Source organism: Microbacterium sp. KKR3/1, assembly GCF_021272365.1.
GTDB classification, from domain to species: domain Bacteria; phylum Actinomycetota; class Actinomycetes; order Actinomycetales; family Microbacteriaceae; genus Microbacterium; species Microbacterium aurugineum.
Genome location: NZ_JAJSDW010000001.1, coordinates 2177004 through 2193524 on the forward strand (window position 1 = coordinate 2177004; position 16521 = coordinate 2193524).

Sequence of the window (16521 nt, forward strand, 5' to 3'; positions counted from 1 at the left end):
GTTTGCTATCGGTATGACGGCACCTAGGGCGTGTCTGACAAAGGTTTGGTCCATGCGATGACGGTGTTGAGGACGACGGCGGCGCGGTAGATAACGGCGAGTTTGTCGTAGCGGGTGGCGAGGCCTCGCCATTGCTTGATGCGGCAGTAGCCGCGCTCGATGACGTTCCGGTTCCGGTAGTCGGCGGCGTCGAGACCGACGGGTCTGCCGCCGCGTGAGCCGCGACGTTTGCGGTGTCCTTTCTGATCGTCGGGCTCGGGAATCACGGCTTTGATGCCTCGGCCTCGAAGGTGAGAACGGATCGCGCGGGATGAGTACGCTTTTTCGCCCCGCACCGCGTCCGGACGGGTGCGGGGCCGGCCCGTTTCGCGCCCGACCCGCAGATGTCCCATCAGCGGCAGGAACATCGGAGAGTCCCCGGCCTGCCCTGGCGTGACCAGAGTGACCAGAGGCAGCCCATTGCCATCGACGAGCTGATGGATCTTCGTCGACAGGCCACCCCTGGAGCGGCCGATGCCGTGATCAGGCGGCTCGACCTGCAGATTCTTGTAACTCGATCCTGCCCCCTGTGAGGCGGGTGATGCTCGTTGCGTGCTGATGCGCACGAGCAATCGTGGAGTCCACCGACAGCGACCAATCAATCAGGCCCGCCGCGTCTGCTGCTGCCGTGATCATCGCCGCTACCCGATCCCACGTCCCGTCGAACGCCATCCGCCGATGCCACGTCCACACCGTCTGCCACGGCCCGAACACCGGCGGCAGATCCCGCCATGCGAGGCCAGTCCGGTACCGGTAGACGATGCCCTCGACCATCGTCCGCGCATCCGAGAACTTCCGACCCGGACGCCCCGTCGGACGTGGCAGCATCGGCTCGATCAGCGACCACTGAGCATCCGAAAGCATCCGAAAACGAGACATGCTTTCAGGCTCGCAGCCAGCCACCCGAACCTTTGTCAGACACGCCCTAGCCCGATTCGCCCCCGCCCACGACCTCCATGCGCTGCGTGAACGTCATCCGGTCGCGAACGACCCGCTCCGGATCCCACCCCGGGCCGGGCGTCGAAGCGATGAGGAGCTGCGAATAGGGGTGCTCGGGACGGGTCAGAACCCGCTCGGTGTCCCCCTGTTCGACGACCGTGCCACGGAAGAGCACGAGAACCCGGGAGCAGAGTTCGCGGACGACGGCGAGATCGTGACTGACGAACAGGTAGCTCACCCTCGACTCGCGCTGGATCTCGGCGAGGAGTTCGAGTACTTGAGCCTGCACGGAGACATCGAGTGCGGATACGGCCTCGTCGAGGACGACGAGACGAGGAGAGACCGCGAGTGCCCGCGCGATCGCAACGCGCTGTCGCTGACCGCCCGAAAGCTCGTGGGGCTTCGCGTCGGCATGCCGTTCGGTGAGTCGCACTCGATCCAGCAGCTCCGCGATCGTACGGTCGGCATGCGGACCCGCTGCCTCCTCTCGCAGCCTCAGAGTCCGCCGCAGGGTCTGCCGCACGGTCAGTCGGCGATCCAACGACCCGTTCGGGTCCTGGAACACCATCTGCACTGCGCGAGCTCTCGCCAGGCGCTCAGCCCTGCCGCGCGGCCTGCGGAGGCGATCGACACCGTCGATCACCGCTGACCCCGCGTCGGCGCGCTCCAGACCGACGAGAATCCGGGCGATCGTCGACTTGCCCGAGCCCGATTCACCGACGAGACCGAGCGCCTCACCTGCGTCGATGGCGAAACTCACGTTGTTGACAGCGACGACGCGCTCTGTTCCCGGACCCATCCGAAACGCCCGGTACAGATCGGAGACTTCCACCAGACTCATGACGCCTCCTTCGTGTCGAGCACGGGGGCAGCTTCGATCAGCGAGAGTGTGTACGGGTGGACCGCATCCGCGAAGAGCCCGGGTTTCGTCAGCGTCTCCACGATCTCACCCTGCCGAAGGACATGGATCCGATCGCAGATCGCGCCCGCGAGTGCCAGGTCGTGGGTGATGAAGAGCATCCCGAGACCACGTTCACGGATCTGCCGCTGGAAGATGGCGACGATCTCGGCTTGCGTCGTCACGTCGAGCGCGCTCGTCGCCTCGTCGGCGAGAAGGAGCGCAGGATCGGTGCTCAGCGCCGATGCGATGACGACGCGCTGAAGCATGCCGCCCGAGAGCTCGTGCGGAAACTGCCGCATGCGCCGCTCCGGGTGAGTCAGCCCCACCGCGGCCAGGAGCTGGATGATGTGCGCCTCCGCACGGCTTCGCTGCCACCCGTGGACACGGACGAGTCGTTCGGAGAGCGAATCCCCGATGCGCCGCACGGGGTTGAGTGCGGAACGCGGGTCCTGCTGCACAAGCGAGACGGATGCGGAGCGCACCCGTCGTCGGGTCCTTTCGTCGGCGGCCACCATCTGTGTTCCATCGATCCGGATACTCCCCGCGATCGTCGCTTCCTCGCCATAGAGGGCGAGGGCCGCGCGCACCGTCGTCGACTTGCCCGAGCCCGACTCACCCACGAGCCCGACGAGTTCGCCGCGGTCCACACTCAGGGTGATGCCGGTGAGGATCTTCACCGCGTCTTCACCGTGCCCGAAGGCGAGATCAAGGTCCTGAATTTCGAGGAGCATCACTCATCCCTTCGCAAGAAGTCGGTCGGCCACACGCACCCCGGCGACGTTCACCGCGATGACGACGAGGGCGATGGCAGCACCGGGCACCAGCGTCGGGAGGAACTCTCCCTGGATGATGCCGGGTTGCCCCTCCTGCACCATCAGGCCCCATTCGGAACTCGGAGGCTGCGCGCCGAACCCGAGGAAACTCAACGTCGCAAGGCTCATGAGAGCTTCCCCGAAGAGCACGACCAGGTATCCGACGAGCGGAGGAAGCAGGTTCGGGATGACTCCGCGCAGGCAGATCGTCAAGCCGCCGAGCCCCTGAACCCGGTAGGCGTCGATGTAGGGACGCGTCATCTCGCTCAACGCAAGGCTGCGCGTGTACTTCGCGATCACCGGTGCATAGGCGAGCGCGAGTGCAACGATCGCTGTTGCGGGACCCTTGCCGAACACGGCGATGACGAGCACGACGAAGAGCAGGCCGGGGAACGCGAACATCACGTCGGTCACGCGGGCCAGGACGGTATCGATCCACCCCCCTCGCCACGCCGCCAGCACGCCGATCGCCACACCGAGGATCGTGGCGAGCACGAGCAGCACCACCGGGCCCACCAGCGTCTCTCCTGCACCGATGAGCAACCGGGAGAAGAGGTCGCGTCCGAGTTGGTCCGTGCCGAGCAGGTGCTGTGCGCTCGGACCTTCCCAGATCGCCGCGAAGTCGACACTGTCGGCCTCGTAGGGGGCGAGGAGGGGGGCGAAGGCGGCTGCGACGGCGATGAGGGCGAGGAAGCCGCAGGAGATCCAGAACCCGAGGTCGGATCCGGACCGCCGGCGTCTGCGAACCCGCGGGAGCAGGATCGAGGTCATGCGGACACCGCCCTTCGTCCGATTCGGGGGTCGAGCACGGGCAGGAGCAGGTCGACGATCGTCGTGACGATCATGTAGGCGACGACCATGAAGAGGAGCACCGCTTGCACCACCGGGAAGTCATGCGTGTTGATCGCATCGACGAGGAGCGAGCCGACGCCGGATATCCCGAACACCGTCTCGACTGCGACCGTTCCGGCGATCATGCTCGCGATGACGAGCGCGATCATGGTGATGATCGGCCCCCAGGCTGCGCGCAAGACGTGATCACGCACGACATACCGCTCGCGCAGCCCCGAAGCGCGGGCAGCCTCGACGTGCTCGGAAGAGAACTGCTCGATCATCGATTGGCGCGTGACACGACTCACGATCGCGAGCGCGGTGACGGCGAGGGTAAGTGCAGGAAGAGTGAGCGCGTACACGCGATCGAATCCCGCCGTGCCTGCGCCGGCGACCGGGAACCACCGCAGCTGCACGGCGAAGAGCGCGACGAAGGCAATGCCCAACACGAAGGAGGGGATGCTCGCGGCGAGGGTCGTCGCTCCGGTGATAGCGGTATCGACCGCCTTCCCCCGGCGCACGGCGGCCATGACACCGAGACCGATGCCGATCACTGTGAGCAGGATGGCTGCGTACGCGACGAGCGACAGGGTGATGGGCACCCTCGCGGCGAGGAGAGCACTCACCGGCTGGTGGTACTGGAAAGACTGGCCGAAGTCGCCGGTGAGGACTCCCGAGGCCCAGTGCCCGTACTGAACGAGCATCGGCTCGTCGAGGTGGTACTGGGCCCGGACGCTCGCGATCCGCTCCGGGGTCAGGTTCTCAGGGTTGCCGATGAGGAACGTGACCGGATCACCCGGCGCGGCGTACATCGCAGCGAAGATGATGAAGGAGGCGATCACCAGCGTGAAGACCATGCCGGCGAGCTTGCGGAACGCGAGCGCCACCACGACTACCCCTTCGTGCTGCCGAGGTCGACGGCCCACGGGTAGTAGATGAAGGCCGCAGAGGCCGGTACGCCGGTGACGTCGTTCGACATGATGAGCGTCGACGGCGTCGCCACGACCGGGATCCACACGGCATGCTCCACCCAGCGCTTCTGCAACTCGATCGTGATCGCGGCGCGCTCGACGTCGTCCGTCGCCGCGTAGCCTTCATCGACCAGCGCATCGTATTCCGGGTCGGCGAAGACGCCGAAGTTCACGCTCGCATCGGATGCGCCGTTCTTGTAGAAGCCGAGCGGGTCGTTCTTCGAGATGTAGTACTCATCGGGCCACAAGTCCGCCTGACCCCGCAATTCGGGGTCGGAGTAGAAGTCGCCGTACTGCACCTGGGGGATCACCGTGATCTCCGCCTCCAGCCCGATGGACTGCGCGGCGGACACGAGCGCGTTCGCGATGACGTTGTGCGTCGACGACCCGTTGGACGCGACGACGATCGGGGCGGACGGGACGCCTGCCTCGGAGATCAGGTCTTCGGCGGCGGCGAGGTCGGCATCGCTCGGCTTCGCGGGCGCTCCTTCGAGTGCGTCGTACGCCTGCTCGAAGGTATCGACCTGGTATCCCCAGGCCCCCGATCCGACCGGCGTCTTCCACGGCTGGGCGAGACCGCCGAATGCGGCAGCGGCCACCCCGGTGCGATCGAGAGCGAGCGAGAGCGCCTGACGGACGCGCTCATCCGTCAGCGCGCCACGATCTGTCGTCTCGAGCACCCAGGCGTTCGTCGAGGGCCCTTGATAGACGGAGACGTCTGCGCTCTCGATGAAGCTCCTCGCGGCACCTGCGTTCTCCAGGAAGGACCCCTGGGCTTCGCCCGTCGTGACCGAGTTTGCGATCGCAGTCTCATCGGCCCAGCGGAAGACGATCTCGTTCGTGAGAGCGTCGACGTCTGAGTTCCAGTAGTCGGCGAACTTGGTGATGGTGAGCTGCGACCCCGCATCCCACGAGGTCACCTCGTACGGTCCACTGCAGGCGGAAGCGGAACCGGGGCTGCCGAAGTCCTCCCCTTCGGCTTCGATCACACGCGGGTTCCAGACGATGCCACCGTCGCCCGCCATCGCCTGGAGGAGGATGGCGTCCGGCTGCGACGTCGTGACGGTGATCTGGTCATCGCCGGTCTGTTCGATCGCGACCACGTTCCGGTACTCGTCGGATTCGGCAGCACCCTCAGCGGAATGTCGCTGCATGCTCCACAAGACGTCGGCGGTGCTCACGGGGCTTCCGTCATGGAACAGCGCGTCCTGCCTGATGGTGAAGACGAGATGGGTGTCATCGGTCCACTGCGCGTCTGATGCCAGCCCCTGCCCGAGGGTGAGGTCAGGTTGCACCTGCATGAGCCGATCGCAGACATTCGCGAGGACCGTGTCGTCGGCGGTGGTGGCGTCGATGTCGGCGTCGAGCGTCGTCGGCTCTCCTCCGAGCATCCAGGTCACGGTATCGAGTGAGCCGGCAGCGGCAGGTGTCGTCGCGCCGAACGGGACGTCGAAGGCGGTGTCGCCGCCACCGTCGTCGTCCGAGCTCGAGCTGCAACCGGCCAGGACGAACGCCGACGCTGTGATCGCGCCGATCATCAACGTGATGGGGTGATGCTGCTTCTTCATTGAACGCTATCTCCTCGTGTTTCAGTCTGTCAGTGGGTGGGGTCGTAGAGATTCCAAGGCAGCACCTCGTACTCGGTCTCGCACGGGAACCCGTTCGCGACGCGGTACTCGCCGGTCGTCAGATCGACGCAGCTCGAGAGGAGCGTCGACCACTGCTTCACCGGAGGACTGTCAGGGTGCGGATGTGTACAGACCCCTTCGGGGAAACCGATGTGATCCGACATCGCCTCGCGGACGAATGCGTAGCTCTCCTCGGGTGACTCCGCCATCGCCACCCTGGCGAGTCCCGCCTCGACACGCGGCAGACGTAGCAGCGAATCCGCGGATACCGGAAGGTAGGACCCGGCGAGCTGCGGGGGCACGGATGCTTGGAAGTGGTTGGTGTGGGCGATCACACCGCGTTCGGGATAGATCCAATCCACACCGCTCGGCGTGGTCTCGAGATCGATGCCGAATCCGCTGCGGTCGGCGAGCAGGGCGTTGCTCGCGATATGGGGCCGCGTCTTGACGAGCGTCCTGAGTGCGCTCGCGATATCGCCCTGGTCGAGGACGAGTCGACGGATCAAGGTCTGCGGCACTCCGACCACCTTGCCGAAACTTCCACCGAGACCATTGGCATTGAGCGAGATCCCCGCGGAGTTGGCTCCGTGGCGGCCCACCTGCCCGGCCTCGACCTGCATGATCACCGTGGGAAGCGGATCCTGCACGACGCGGACGATGAGGGTCGTACCCGCTGTACGCGTGCGCCAATCCCAGTTCTGTCCGACGAGGGTGTGCCCCGTGCCGCTGCCCTCCCCGGTCAGGAAGAAGGATGTGCACCCGTCGACCGCATCACGTTCATCGTCGTCGGCCCGTGCCGCCGCGGTCACACCTTTCGCGGGACTCTGGTGGTCGTAGACGAACTCCCCACGCACGTTCAATGCAAGGATCTCGGCGAAGGAGACGCCCGCTCCCTCGGCGATCCCGCGCATCTCCTCGATCAGATGCGGGGCGATCTGCTCGCTGATCGGAAGCCACTGCGAGACGGACGCCGTGATCTCAGCCCAGCTCATCCCCGTCTGCTGGGTCAACGCTTCCCTGTAGTACTCCAGCGACCCTGCGATGAGGTCAGCCGCGGCGTCCCCGTAGAGGCGCCCACGTTCGCGCGGCGCTCCACTGATCTCGATCATGCGGATCGGCGTCGTAGCCGGCATGGGACCTCCCTGTCTGCTGAGTCTGTTGCGGAAAGTCGATGCACCCGGGATGATTGAAACATCCGTTACGGATGATGCGCCTCTCGAACAGAATGATACAGCAATGGAACCGTTTGTAACAAGTGATACAGATAATCCCGCGCTCTCCGGTCTCCGAGCGCGCATCGCCCGGACATGGAACGACCTCTCGAAGTCCGAACGAGCCGTCTGCCGCGTTCTGTCATCGACCTCCGCCGAGCACATCCTCTACGCGAGCGCCGCCGAGCTCGGCACCCAGAGCGGCACCTCGAACGCCTCGGTCGTCCGCACCCTGCAGAAGCTCGGGTACTCGGGCCTCTCGCACTTGAAACAGGAGGTCGCGGCCCCCTTCTCCAGCAGCGTCTCCCCCGAGGTACGGCTCAAGACGCGCATCGAGCACATCGGGCAGGATCTCGCCCGCATCCAGCAGGAAACCTGGGACGAGGCCGCATCACTCATCGAACTCGCCCGCACATCGAACGACGACGACGCGTACTCCGCGGCGATCACGCTGCTCATGCGCGCCGAGAGCATCTACTGCTACGGCCTCGGCGCCTCCGGCATCGCCGCCGAGAATCTCGCACTGCGCCTGCGGCGTACGGGGCTCACCACGCGGCGGCTCAGCACGGACGGCTTCCGCCTCGCCGATGAGGTCATGAACCTCGGGGCGAAGGACATCCTCGTCATCTTCGCGCCAGGGCGGGTGACCCGTGACATCGACGTGCTCCTGGATCACGCGCAGTTGATGGGCGCCGGCGTCATCCTCGTGACCGACGAACTCCATGACCGGCTCTCGTCACGCGTCGATACGATCCTGACCGCACCGCACACCCCGACGGGACTGACGTCTGAGAGCCTTTCGGCCATTCTGATCTCGGACGTGCTGGTGCAGGGCATCTCTGCCGTCGCGCCAGACGCGGCATTGCGCTCCTCGCAGCTGCTCAACGATGTTCGGGCCCGCTTGGGCTACTGACTCCCGCCCCCGAACGCAGAAGCTCCCGTCGCACTCCCGCCGCCCGGCGGACCGGAACGACAGAGAGTGCGACGGGAGCGAACCCTTGACGGGGGTGTGCGACCCGGATCAGGTCAGCTGGTGACGGTCCAGTCGAACTCGTCGCCGTACTCCTTCAGCCACGCGTCGACGGCGTCGGCTTCCTTGCCCTCGCCGTACTCGTTGACCACGAGGTCTTCGAGCGCGCCGTACTGGGCGTCGTCGAGCTTGATCTTCCCGATCAGCTCCGCAGCCTCGGGGAACTCCTCGGCGAAGCCCTTGGTACCGAGGAAGTGCAGGCCCTCGGCCTCGCCCATGGCACCCATCGGGTCTTCGAGGTCCTTCATGCCGAAGGCGTCGTTGGCCCAGAAGGGACGCCACAGCGTGACGACGAGGTCTTCCTGCTTGTCGGTCGCGGTCTTCAGCTCGGTGAGCATCGCGGCGGTCGACGAGGTGACGAGCTGGTACTCGCCGTCGAGGCCGTACTCGGGGATCATCTTCTCAGTCTGGGCGGTGAGGCCCGCACCCGGCTCGATGCCGATGATCTTGCCGTCGAACTCGGCACCCTTGCCCTTGAGGTCCTCGATCGAGTTCAGCTCGGAGTACTCCGGCACCGCGATCGTGAGCTTGGCGTTGTCGTAGTACGTGCCGATGTCCTCGATGTCGTCGCCGTACTCCTCCATGTAAGAGGCGTGCGTCAGCTCGGGCCAGGCCGAGGGGTACATGTCGACGTCGCCCTGGGCGAGTCCGGTGTAGAGCGGTCCGGCTTCGGTCAGCGTCTTCATCTCGACCGTGTAGCCGATCTTCTCGAGCTGGTCCTGCAGCAGGTATGCGGTGCTCAGACCGTCGGTCCACGAGGGCAGGAAGCCCAGCGTGATGGTGCCCTTGTCGTCGGCGTTGCTGTCGCCGCCCGTGCCGCCTGCACCGTCGCCGCTGCAACCCGCGAGGGTGAGCGAAGCGGCGATGCCGACTGCGGTGATTGCAAGGATCTTCTTCTTCATGTGATTTCTCTCTCTCAGTTCCGTATGGGTGTTGTTCCGTAGGGGTGAAGCTCAGTGCACGCCGCCGCCGATGGGTGCCCGACGCGGCGACGCCTTGGCGCGCTCCGCCTCGTTCGCCGCATCCTGCTGGTCGACGTCCTTCTCCGGGGCGGATGCTGTTCCGCTCCCACCGCCGTTCGGCTTGCGGAGCCGCTCGATCATGCTGAGCAGCGAGGAGCGGTTCTCGCCGGGTGCCCCCAGCGCCGCCGTGACGCGGTCGAGGAAGACCGCGATCAGCACGACGCCGAGACCGGCCTCGACGCCCTTCGGGATGTTGATCGTCGAGATCGCCTCGACAACCATCTTCCCGAGTCCGTCCGCGCCCGCCATTCCGGCGATGACCGCCATCGACAGGGCGAGCATGATGACCTGGTTGACGCCGGCCATGATGGTCGGCATCGCGAGCGGGAGCTGGATGCCGCGCAGGATCTGCCCCGGCTTCGCACCGAACGCCTGTCCGGCCTCGACGGTCTCGGAGTCGACCCCGCGGATGCCGAGCTCGGTCAGACGCACGCCCGGAGGCAGCGCGAAGATCACGGTGGCCACGAGGCCGGGCACCACGCCGATGCCGAAGAACACGATCGCGGGGATCAGGTACACGAACGCCGGCATGGTCTGCATAAAGTCGAGCACGGGCTTGAGCACCGCACGCACGGTGGCGTTTCGTGCCGACCAGATGCCGAGCGGCACGGCGATCAGCACGGCGATCACGGCCGCGACGAGCACGAGCGCGAGGGTCTGCATCGCGGGAACCCAGAGGTCCATCCCGACGATCAGTCCGAACGACACGATCGTGCCGAGCGCGAGCTGCCAGGACCGCACGATCCACGCGATGAGCGCGGCGATCGCGATGATGACCGGGAAGCTCGGCGTGAGGAGGATGGTCGTCAACCCGTCGACGAGGAACCTCATCACGAACGAGATCGCGTCGAGCAGTCCGTCGAGGTTGTCCTTGATCCAGTCGACACCGGATTCGATCCAGGTCCCGATGGGAATGCGGAATCCGTCCATCAGCGCACCTCCTCCGTCGTCGGGGCATCCGCCGGTTCAGCGGTCCACCCGTCATCGAGCACCGCATCGATCTCGGCCTGCGGCATGGGGATCATCGGGAGGGTGATCTCCTCGGTCGCGCCGGGTCCGGGGCCGAGGGCTGCGAGCAGCGTCACGCGGGGGATCACGCCGACGAGTCGACCTTCGGCATCCGTCACCGCGAGCGGCAACGGGGATTCGACGGCGGGCACGAACAGGTTCATCAGCACGTCATCCTCGTGCACGCTCTGCGGCACGGGCTTGACGATCGAGTCGAGGGTGGTCGCGCCCTGGCGGACGAGCTTGACCGCGTCACGGTCGGTCACGACGCCGACGAGCTGCCGGTCGCGGCCCACCACGTAGGTCGCCGACATGTACGCATCGCGCATCTGACGCAGGGCCGTGCGAGGGCCTGCGGTGTGCGGCACGACGGGGCGCGGACGCTCCATCACGTTGGCCGCAGTGAGAACGCGGGCACGGTCCACGTCCTGCACGAACTGCTCGACGTAGTCGTTCGCCGGGTCCATGAGGATGTCCTCGGGCGTACCGATCTGCACGATGCGACCGTCGCGCATCACGGCGATCCGGTCCCCGAGGAACATGGCCTCGTTCAGGTCGTGGGTGATGAACACGATCGTCTTCTGGAGTTTCTGCTGCAGTTCGAGCAGCTGCTCCTGCATCTCGCGGCGGATCAGCGGGTCGAGCGCGCTGAACGCCTCATCCATCAGCAGGATGTCGCTGTCGGCGGAGAGCGCGCGGGCGATGCCGACGCGCTGCTGCATTCCACCGGACAGCTCGGAGGGAAGCTTGTCGCCCTGGCCCTCGAGACCGACCAGGGCGAGGATCTCCTCCGCCTTGGCCAAGCGCTCGGCCTTGGGCGTGCCCTTGAGCTCGAGAGGGTAGGCGACGTTCGCCGCGACCGTGCGGTGCGGCAGCAGGGCGAAGTGCTGGAAGACCATCGAGATGCGGTCGCGACGGATCTCGCGAAGCTTCGAGGCCGGGATTCCGGTGATCGGGTCGCCGTTCACCGTGACGGAGCCGTCGGTCACATCATGCAGGCCGTTGAGCATGCGGATGATGGTGGACTTGCCCGATCCGGACAGGCCCATGATGACGAAGATCTCCCCGCGGTTGACGGTGAAGCTGGCGTCGATGACTGCTGCGGTGCCGGCGTCGGTCACGGCGGCTCGGCTCTCACCAGCCTTCAGGCGACGGACGGCGGTGTTCGGATTCTTACCGAAAACCTTGTATAGATTGCGCGCTTCGAGAGCGATTTCGGACACGTTTCCCCTGCGGCTCGCCTTCGGGTGGCTGAGCCTGCTTCGGTTACGTCCGGGTGATGCTCTCGAGGCCGTTCGACATGTCTGCTGTGGCGGCACAGACGGTGGATTTCGGATCCACCGCGATAGAGCATCGACCGTACGCCCACGCCTCTTCGCAGCACAGCTCATCGAAAGAAGGACGTGATCGCGGACTGGTCTTCGGGCCGTCAGGCCCACGTTCCAACGTAACGAAATGGCCGATCAGGGGCAAATCCCGGCAGTGTGACCACGTTCTTTTTCTTCCGCTGACCGGGGGATTGCACAGGTATCCAACGATCGCATAACGGGCATTCGTCGAGGGTCGAAACGCGCGCTCAGCGGCCCTGGACGCTGCGGGTCACGGTGAACTTCGGGGTGCGTCGGAGCTGTTCGGTGGCGCCGATCAGACGCGTCAGTTCGGCGCGGTATCCGAGGGAGGAGTTGTAGACCGTGAAGAGCTCGCCACCCGGTCGGAGCACGCGGGCCGCGGCGTCGAAGAGGCGGGTGGCGGCGCCCGTGTGGATGCTCGTGCCGAGGTGGAAGGGCGGGTTCAGCAGGACGATGTCGAACGAGCCGTCCGGCAGCTCGGACCCTGCGTCGTCATGCATGACCGTGACGCGGTCGGCCACCCCGTTCGCGGACGCCGTCGCTCGCGCAGATGCCACGGCTGCGGCCGAGCGGTCGGTCGCGGTCACCCGCGCCTCCGGATGTGCGAGGGCGAACGAGACGCCGAGCGCGCCGGTACCGCAACCGAGATCGAGCACGCGTGGCCCCTCCGTCGCGTTCACAACTCCGGAAGAATCCTCGCCGCCCACCCCGATCGGGCCGTTTCGGGTCTGATTCCCGCCATCTTTGAGGAGTTGTGAACCACCCAGACCGAGCACTTCGCACAGCACCCGCGTGCCGATGTCGAGACGAGCGCCCGCGAACGCGCCACCGTGGGCGACCAGGGTCAGCCCATCGTGCTGGGCCGTCACGGGGAACGGCGGATCCGCGGGGACGGCAAGGGGTCCCGACGCGTCGATCAACCGGGACTTCCGCTCGGCGCGCTGCGCCTGCACGTGCGCGAAACTCCGCCCCAGCACCTCGTTCTGGGTGAGCGTCATGTGCTTCACCCGGCCGCCGGCCACGAGGACCACGTCGGGCGCGCCCCAGCGTGCGACGGCATCCGCGATCTCCTCGAGCTCCGCCAGTGATTTCGGGAGCTGCAGCACCACGAGACGAGCACCGTCGAGCAGCGCGGGCTCGAGCTCGTGCGAGACGAACCCCGTGATCCCAAGCTCGTCGGCGTTCCGCTGCAGTGCGCGGCGCCCCGTCGCGAGGTCCTGGTGGACCCGGACACCGTCGAGTCCGGCGTCCGTGAGCGCCAGGGTGATCGCACCGAAGCCGTCACCGATGACCACGGTCTCGGACCCCGGAGCACCGAAGGCGCGCGCCCGGTCGACGAGCAGCTCATCCGTGGCATCGTGCGCCTGGAGGTTGTCCGCCTCGACATCGGGCCAGCGGCGCAGGCGGCTGTAAGGGAACTCCGGCACCAGCCCACTGTACGCGCGGACGAGGTCGGCGAAGGGGTTGACATCAGTCGAGGTTCTATGGTTGCTTAGTCTAGTAAGTAACCCACTAACCACGCGGAGGACTCGTGATCGAAGAAGGCAAGCCGCTCTTCCTCCAGATCGCCGAGCAGATCGAGGACTCGATCGTCGACGGCTCGCTCGCCGAAGAGGCGCAGGCCCCTTCCACGAACGAGCTGGCCGCGTTCTACCGGATCAACCCCGCCACCGCAGCCAAGGGAGTCGCCATGCTCACCGACAAGGGAGTGCTCTACAAGCGCCGAGGCATCGGCATGTTCGTCGCCGAAGGCGCCAGGGACCTGCTCCTCGGCGAGCGCCGCGCCGCCTTCGCCGACCGCTACATCGACCCGCTCCTCGCCGAAGCCCGCACGCTCGGGCTCGGCGCCGAAGACCTCGCGGACCTGCTCCGGCAGCGCGCCGCACACACCACCGACGCAGAAGGGAAGACCCCCGCATGACCACCGTCATCGAGGTGCAGAACCTCAGCAAGCGCTACAAGGAGAAGCGAGCACTCGACAATGTGTCGCTCGCGATCGAGGGAGGCGCGATCTACGGTCTGCTGGGCCGGAACGGCGCCGGCAAGACGACCCTCATGTCGATCCTCACGGCGCAGAACTTCGAGTCCTCCGGTACCGTCAAGGTGTTCGGCGAGCACCCCTACGAGAACGCGCACGTGCTCAGCCGCATCTGCTTCGTGCGCGAGAGCCAGAAGTACCCGGACGACGCCTATCCGAAGCACGCTTTCAAAGCCGCGAGCCTGTTCTTCCCGAACTGGGACCAGGCGCTCGCCGATGAGCTCATCGACGAGTTCCAACTCCCGATGAAGCAGACGATCAAGAAGCTCTCCCGCGGTCAGCTCTCGGCCGTCGGGGTCATCATCGGACTCGCCTCGCGCGCCGAGATCACCTTCTTCGACGAGCCCTACCTCGGCCTCGACGCCGTCGCCCGGCAGATCTTCTACGACCGTCTGGTCGAGGACTACGCCGAGCACCCGCGCACCGTCATCCTCTCGTCCCACTTGATCGATGAGGTGTCCAACCTGATCGAGAAGGTGATCGTGATCGACAACGGTCAGATCCTCCTCCACGAAGACACGGATGCCGTGCGCGACCGCGCCGTGACCGTCGTGGGCGATGCCGCGAAGGTCGACGCCTGGGTCGGCGACCGCGAAGTTCTGCACCGCGAGGCGCTGGGCCGCGTGGCCTCCGTCACCGTCCTCGGCACAGTGTCGGCCGAGGAGCGCGCGGAGATCACGGCCTCCGGACTCGACCTCGCCCCGGTCTCACTGCAGCAGCTGATCGTGCGTCTCACCCAGAAGGCCGAGGCCGGCTCCCCGAGATCGGCCACCACGAAAGAGGAGGTGCGCTGATGCGACGCACGCTCAACGTCATCCGCCTGCAGATGATCAATCGACAGACCTTCATCTGGGTCCCACTGATCATCCTCGCCGGAGCAACCCTGATCTCGGTGCTGATCTATGCGATGATCCCGGGCGATTCCCCCAAGTACGGCGGCGGCGGTCAGGCACCCCTCTGGTACTTCTTCGCCATCGGCCTCTCGGCCATGACGCTCACCTTCCCGTTCTCCCAGGCGATGAGCATCACGCGTCGTGAGTTCTTCTTCGGCACGATGCTGACGGCGGTCCTCGCCAGCACCTTCATGGGCGTCCTTTTCCTGATCGGCGGGGGCATCGAGGTCGCCACGAACGGCTACGGTGTGAACGGTTGGGTGTTCTATCTCCCGTGGCTGTGGGAGGCAGGCCCGCTCGGAGCGTTCGTCGTCTACTTCGCCCTCGCACTGTTCTTCTTCGTGGTCGGGTTCACGGGAGCCACGATCTACAAGAGCTGGGGCCTGATGGTACTGACGATCGTGTGGATCACGCTGGCGCTCGTACTCGTCGGCCTGGTCTACCTCGTGACCCGGCTCGAGCTGTGGGGTCAGGTCGGGGCAAGGATCGGCGACCTCGGAGCCGTCGGCCTCGCGCTCTGGGGCCTCGTGGCCACCGTGGTTTTGATGGGCGTCTCGTTCCTCGCCTTCCGGAGGGCGATCCCCTAGCGAGCCACCCGCCGTCGACGCCGATCGCCCTCCTCGGGCGGTCGGCGTCTTCGCGCGCTACCGGCACGTGCCCGTCGACGCAAGCCTGTCGCGGGCACGACGTCGACCGCATACTGTCGCGGTGTCCGCCGTCCGAGGAGAAGATGCCGTGACCCTGAGCCGACCCCGACTCCCCGCGCGACGCGTCGGAATCGCCCGCGCCCTGCACGAAGCGGTCCGTCCGGCGCGGCTGCTGCTGGTGGCCAAGACCGCCCTCGCAGTGGCACTCGCGTGGCTGATCGCTCCGCACATGCCCGGAGTCACGCAGGAGTATCCGTACTACGCACCCCTCGGCGCGCTCGTGAGCATGTACCCCACCCTGATGGGATCCGCGAGGTCGAGCCTGCAGACGCTCCTGGGCCTCGCCACCGGGATCGGACTCGCCACCGTGGTCGTGCTGACCGTCGGACCCAACTGGTGGACGATCCCCCTCGTCGTCGCCGTCGGGGTGCTGCTCTCGGGCACGGGCTGGTTCGGGGTCGGACGCGAGTACGTGCCGATGGCGGCGCTCTTCGTGCTGATCATCGGCGGGCAGAACGCCGACGACTACTCGCTCGGGTACCTGACGCAGACCGCGGTCGGAGTGGTGATCGGGCTGGTCGTGAACGTGGCGATCGCCCCGGCGCCTCTCACCGTGGCCGCGGCGGGGCAGCTGGCGGCGTTCCGGGAGCAGTTGGCGACGCACCTGCACGACATCGGCTCGGCGGTCTCCACGTCGTGGCCTCCCGAGAACGAGCAGTGGGCGGAGGACGCGGAGTCGCTCGCCGACACCTCGGCCGAGCTCCGGGCAGCGCTGGCGGAGGCCGAGGAGAGCAGGCGGGGCAACCCCCGCGCGCGCGGGCATCGCACCCGCGTCCAGGCCAGCTATGCGGAGCTCGCCGCGCTCGATCGCATCGCCCACTTGATCCGCGACATCGCCGACGGGATCGCCGACACCATCTGGGACCGACCCGCGGGCATCACCCTCGACGCCGCACTGCCCGAGCCTCTCTCCGCCGCCTGCCATGCGGTGGCGGACGTGATCGCGCGGGGCGATGCGTCATCGAGTGAGGATCACCGCGCACGTGAGGACGCGGCACGGGCGATCCGTATCCTCCTGGAAGTCATCGACGAACGCACGGTCGATGTGCGTCGCACGATGGGGCCGGGGGTGCTCACCACGATGCACCTGCGTCGCATCCTGATCCTGAGCGGCACTCCCCGCACGGAGCCGGCGTAGCCGC

The 16521-nt window shown here is 66.6% G+C and carries 16 protein-coding genes; 5 read left to right on the forward strand and 11 right to left on the reverse strand.

Annotation, left to right across the window (positions count from 1 at the left end):
* Nucleotides 1-23: 23 nt before the first annotated feature.
* The 7 genes from LVJ59_RS10375 to LVJ59_RS10405 form a co-directional block, all read right to left on the reverse strand.
* Nucleotides 24-918, reverse strand: a protein-coding gene (locus LVJ59_RS10375) for an IS5 family transposase (RefSeq protein ID WP_156145918.1) whose coding sequence is annotated in 2 segments (ribosomal slippage) — nt 24-566 and nt 568-918 — 894 coding nt in all. Because the reading frame shifts where the segments join, the coding sequence is not laid out codon by codon here.
* A gap of 46 nt (nt 919-964) precedes the next feature.
* Nucleotides 965-1819: an ABC transporter ATP-binding protein gene (locus LVJ59_RS10380; RefSeq protein WP_232762950.1), complete on the reverse strand. Its 855-nt coding sequence runs from the start codon at nt 1817-1819 to the stop codon at nt 965-967.
* The gene (locus tag LVJ59_RS10385; RefSeq protein ID WP_232762951.1) at nt 1816-2610 is read right to left on the reverse strand and encodes an ABC transporter ATP-binding protein; all 795 of its coding nucleotides are present in this window, start codon (nt 2608-2610) and stop codon (nt 1816-1818) included. Before LVJ59_RS10385 ends, LVJ59_RS10380 begins: the two co-directional genes overlap by 4 nt.
* 3 nt (nt 2611-2613) lie before the next feature.
* The gene (locus LVJ59_RS10390) at nt 2614-3462 is read right to left on the reverse strand and encodes an ABC transporter permease (protein ID WP_232762952.1); all 849 of its coding nucleotides are present in this window, start codon (nt 3460-3462) and stop codon (nt 2614-2616) included.
* A complete protein-coding gene (locus LVJ59_RS10395; protein ID WP_232762953.1) occupies nt 3459-4412 on the reverse strand; it encodes an ABC transporter permease in 954 nt (317 codons plus the stop codon). Before LVJ59_RS10395 ends, LVJ59_RS10390 begins: the two co-directional genes overlap by 4 nt.
* 2 nt (nt 4413-4414) lie before the next feature.
* A complete protein-coding gene (locus LVJ59_RS10400) occupies nt 4415-6061 on the reverse strand; it encodes an ABC transporter substrate-binding protein (RefSeq protein WP_153243300.1) in 1647 nt (548 codons plus the stop codon).
* 29 nt (nt 6062-6090) lie between these two features.
* Nucleotides 6091-7254 carry a C45 family peptidase gene (locus tag LVJ59_RS10405; protein WP_232762954.1) on the reverse strand — a complete coding sequence of 388 codons (1164 nt, stop codon included), beginning with the start codon at nt 7252-7254 and terminating at the stop codon, nt 6091-6093.
* A gap of 103 nt (nt 7255-7357) precedes the next feature.
* Here LVJ59_RS10405 and LVJ59_RS10410 point away from each other — a divergent pair, with 103 nt between their 5' ends.
* Nucleotides 7358-8245 carry a MurR/RpiR family transcriptional regulator gene (locus tag LVJ59_RS10410; RefSeq protein ID WP_153244674.1) on the forward strand — a complete coding sequence of 296 codons (888 nt, stop codon included), beginning with the start codon at nt 7358-7360 and terminating at the stop codon, nt 8243-8245.
* Nucleotides 8246-8358: 113 nt separating this feature from the next.
* On the opposite strand, the gene LVJ59_RS10415 is transcribed toward LVJ59_RS10410, so the two are convergent.
* From LVJ59_RS10415 to LVJ59_RS10430, 4 genes are all read right to left on the reverse strand, one after another.
* Nucleotides 8359-9264, reverse strand: coding sequence for a glycine betaine ABC transporter substrate-binding protein (locus LVJ59_RS10415; RefSeq protein WP_232762955.1), 906 nt, complete (start codon nt 9262-9264; stop codon nt 8359-8361).
* Nucleotides 9265-9315: 51 nt separating this feature from the next.
* Nucleotides 9316-10314: a proline/glycine betaine ABC transporter permease gene (locus LVJ59_RS10420; protein WP_232762956.1), complete on the reverse strand. Its 999-nt coding sequence runs from the start codon at nt 10312-10314 to the stop codon at nt 9316-9318.
* Nucleotides 10314-11615: a glycine betaine/L-proline ABC transporter ATP-binding protein gene (locus tag LVJ59_RS10425; protein WP_232762957.1), complete on the reverse strand. Its 1302-nt coding sequence runs from the start codon at nt 11613-11615 to the stop codon at nt 10314-10316. Before LVJ59_RS10425 ends, LVJ59_RS10420 begins: the two co-directional genes overlap by 1 nt.
* Nucleotides 11616-11968: 353 nt before the next feature.
* A complete protein-coding gene (locus LVJ59_RS10430; protein WP_232762958.1) occupies nt 11969-13168 on the reverse strand; it encodes a class I SAM-dependent methyltransferase in 1200 nt (399 codons plus the stop codon).
* 104 nt (nt 13169-13272) lie between these two features.
* Between LVJ59_RS10430 and LVJ59_RS10435 the strand changes: the two genes are divergently transcribed.
* The 4 genes from LVJ59_RS10435 (at nt 13273) to LVJ59_RS10450 (ending at nt 16517) form a co-directional block, all read left to right on the forward strand.
* A complete protein-coding gene (locus tag LVJ59_RS10435; RefSeq protein ID WP_047523878.1) occupies nt 13273-13662 on the forward strand; it encodes a GntR family transcriptional regulator in 390 nt (129 codons plus the stop codon).
* Nucleotides 13659-14573: an ABC transporter ATP-binding protein gene (locus tag LVJ59_RS10440; RefSeq protein ID WP_232762959.1), complete on the forward strand. Its 915-nt coding sequence runs from the start codon at nt 13659-13661 to the stop codon at nt 14571-14573. The genes LVJ59_RS10435 and LVJ59_RS10440 overlap by 4 nt, the downstream gene beginning before the upstream one ends.
* Nucleotides 14573-15259 carry a hypothetical protein gene (locus tag LVJ59_RS10445; RefSeq protein WP_232762960.1) on the forward strand — a complete coding sequence of 229 codons (687 nt, stop codon included), beginning with the start codon at nt 14573-14575 and terminating at the stop codon, nt 15257-15259. The genes LVJ59_RS10440 and LVJ59_RS10445 overlap by 1 nt, the downstream gene beginning before the upstream one ends.
* Before the next feature lie 148 nt (nt 15260-15407).
* Entirely contained in the window at nt 15408-16517 is a 1110-nt protein-coding gene (locus LVJ59_RS10450) for an aromatic acid exporter family protein (RefSeq protein WP_232762961.1), read from the forward strand.
* Nucleotides 16518-16521 lie beyond the last annotated feature (4 nt).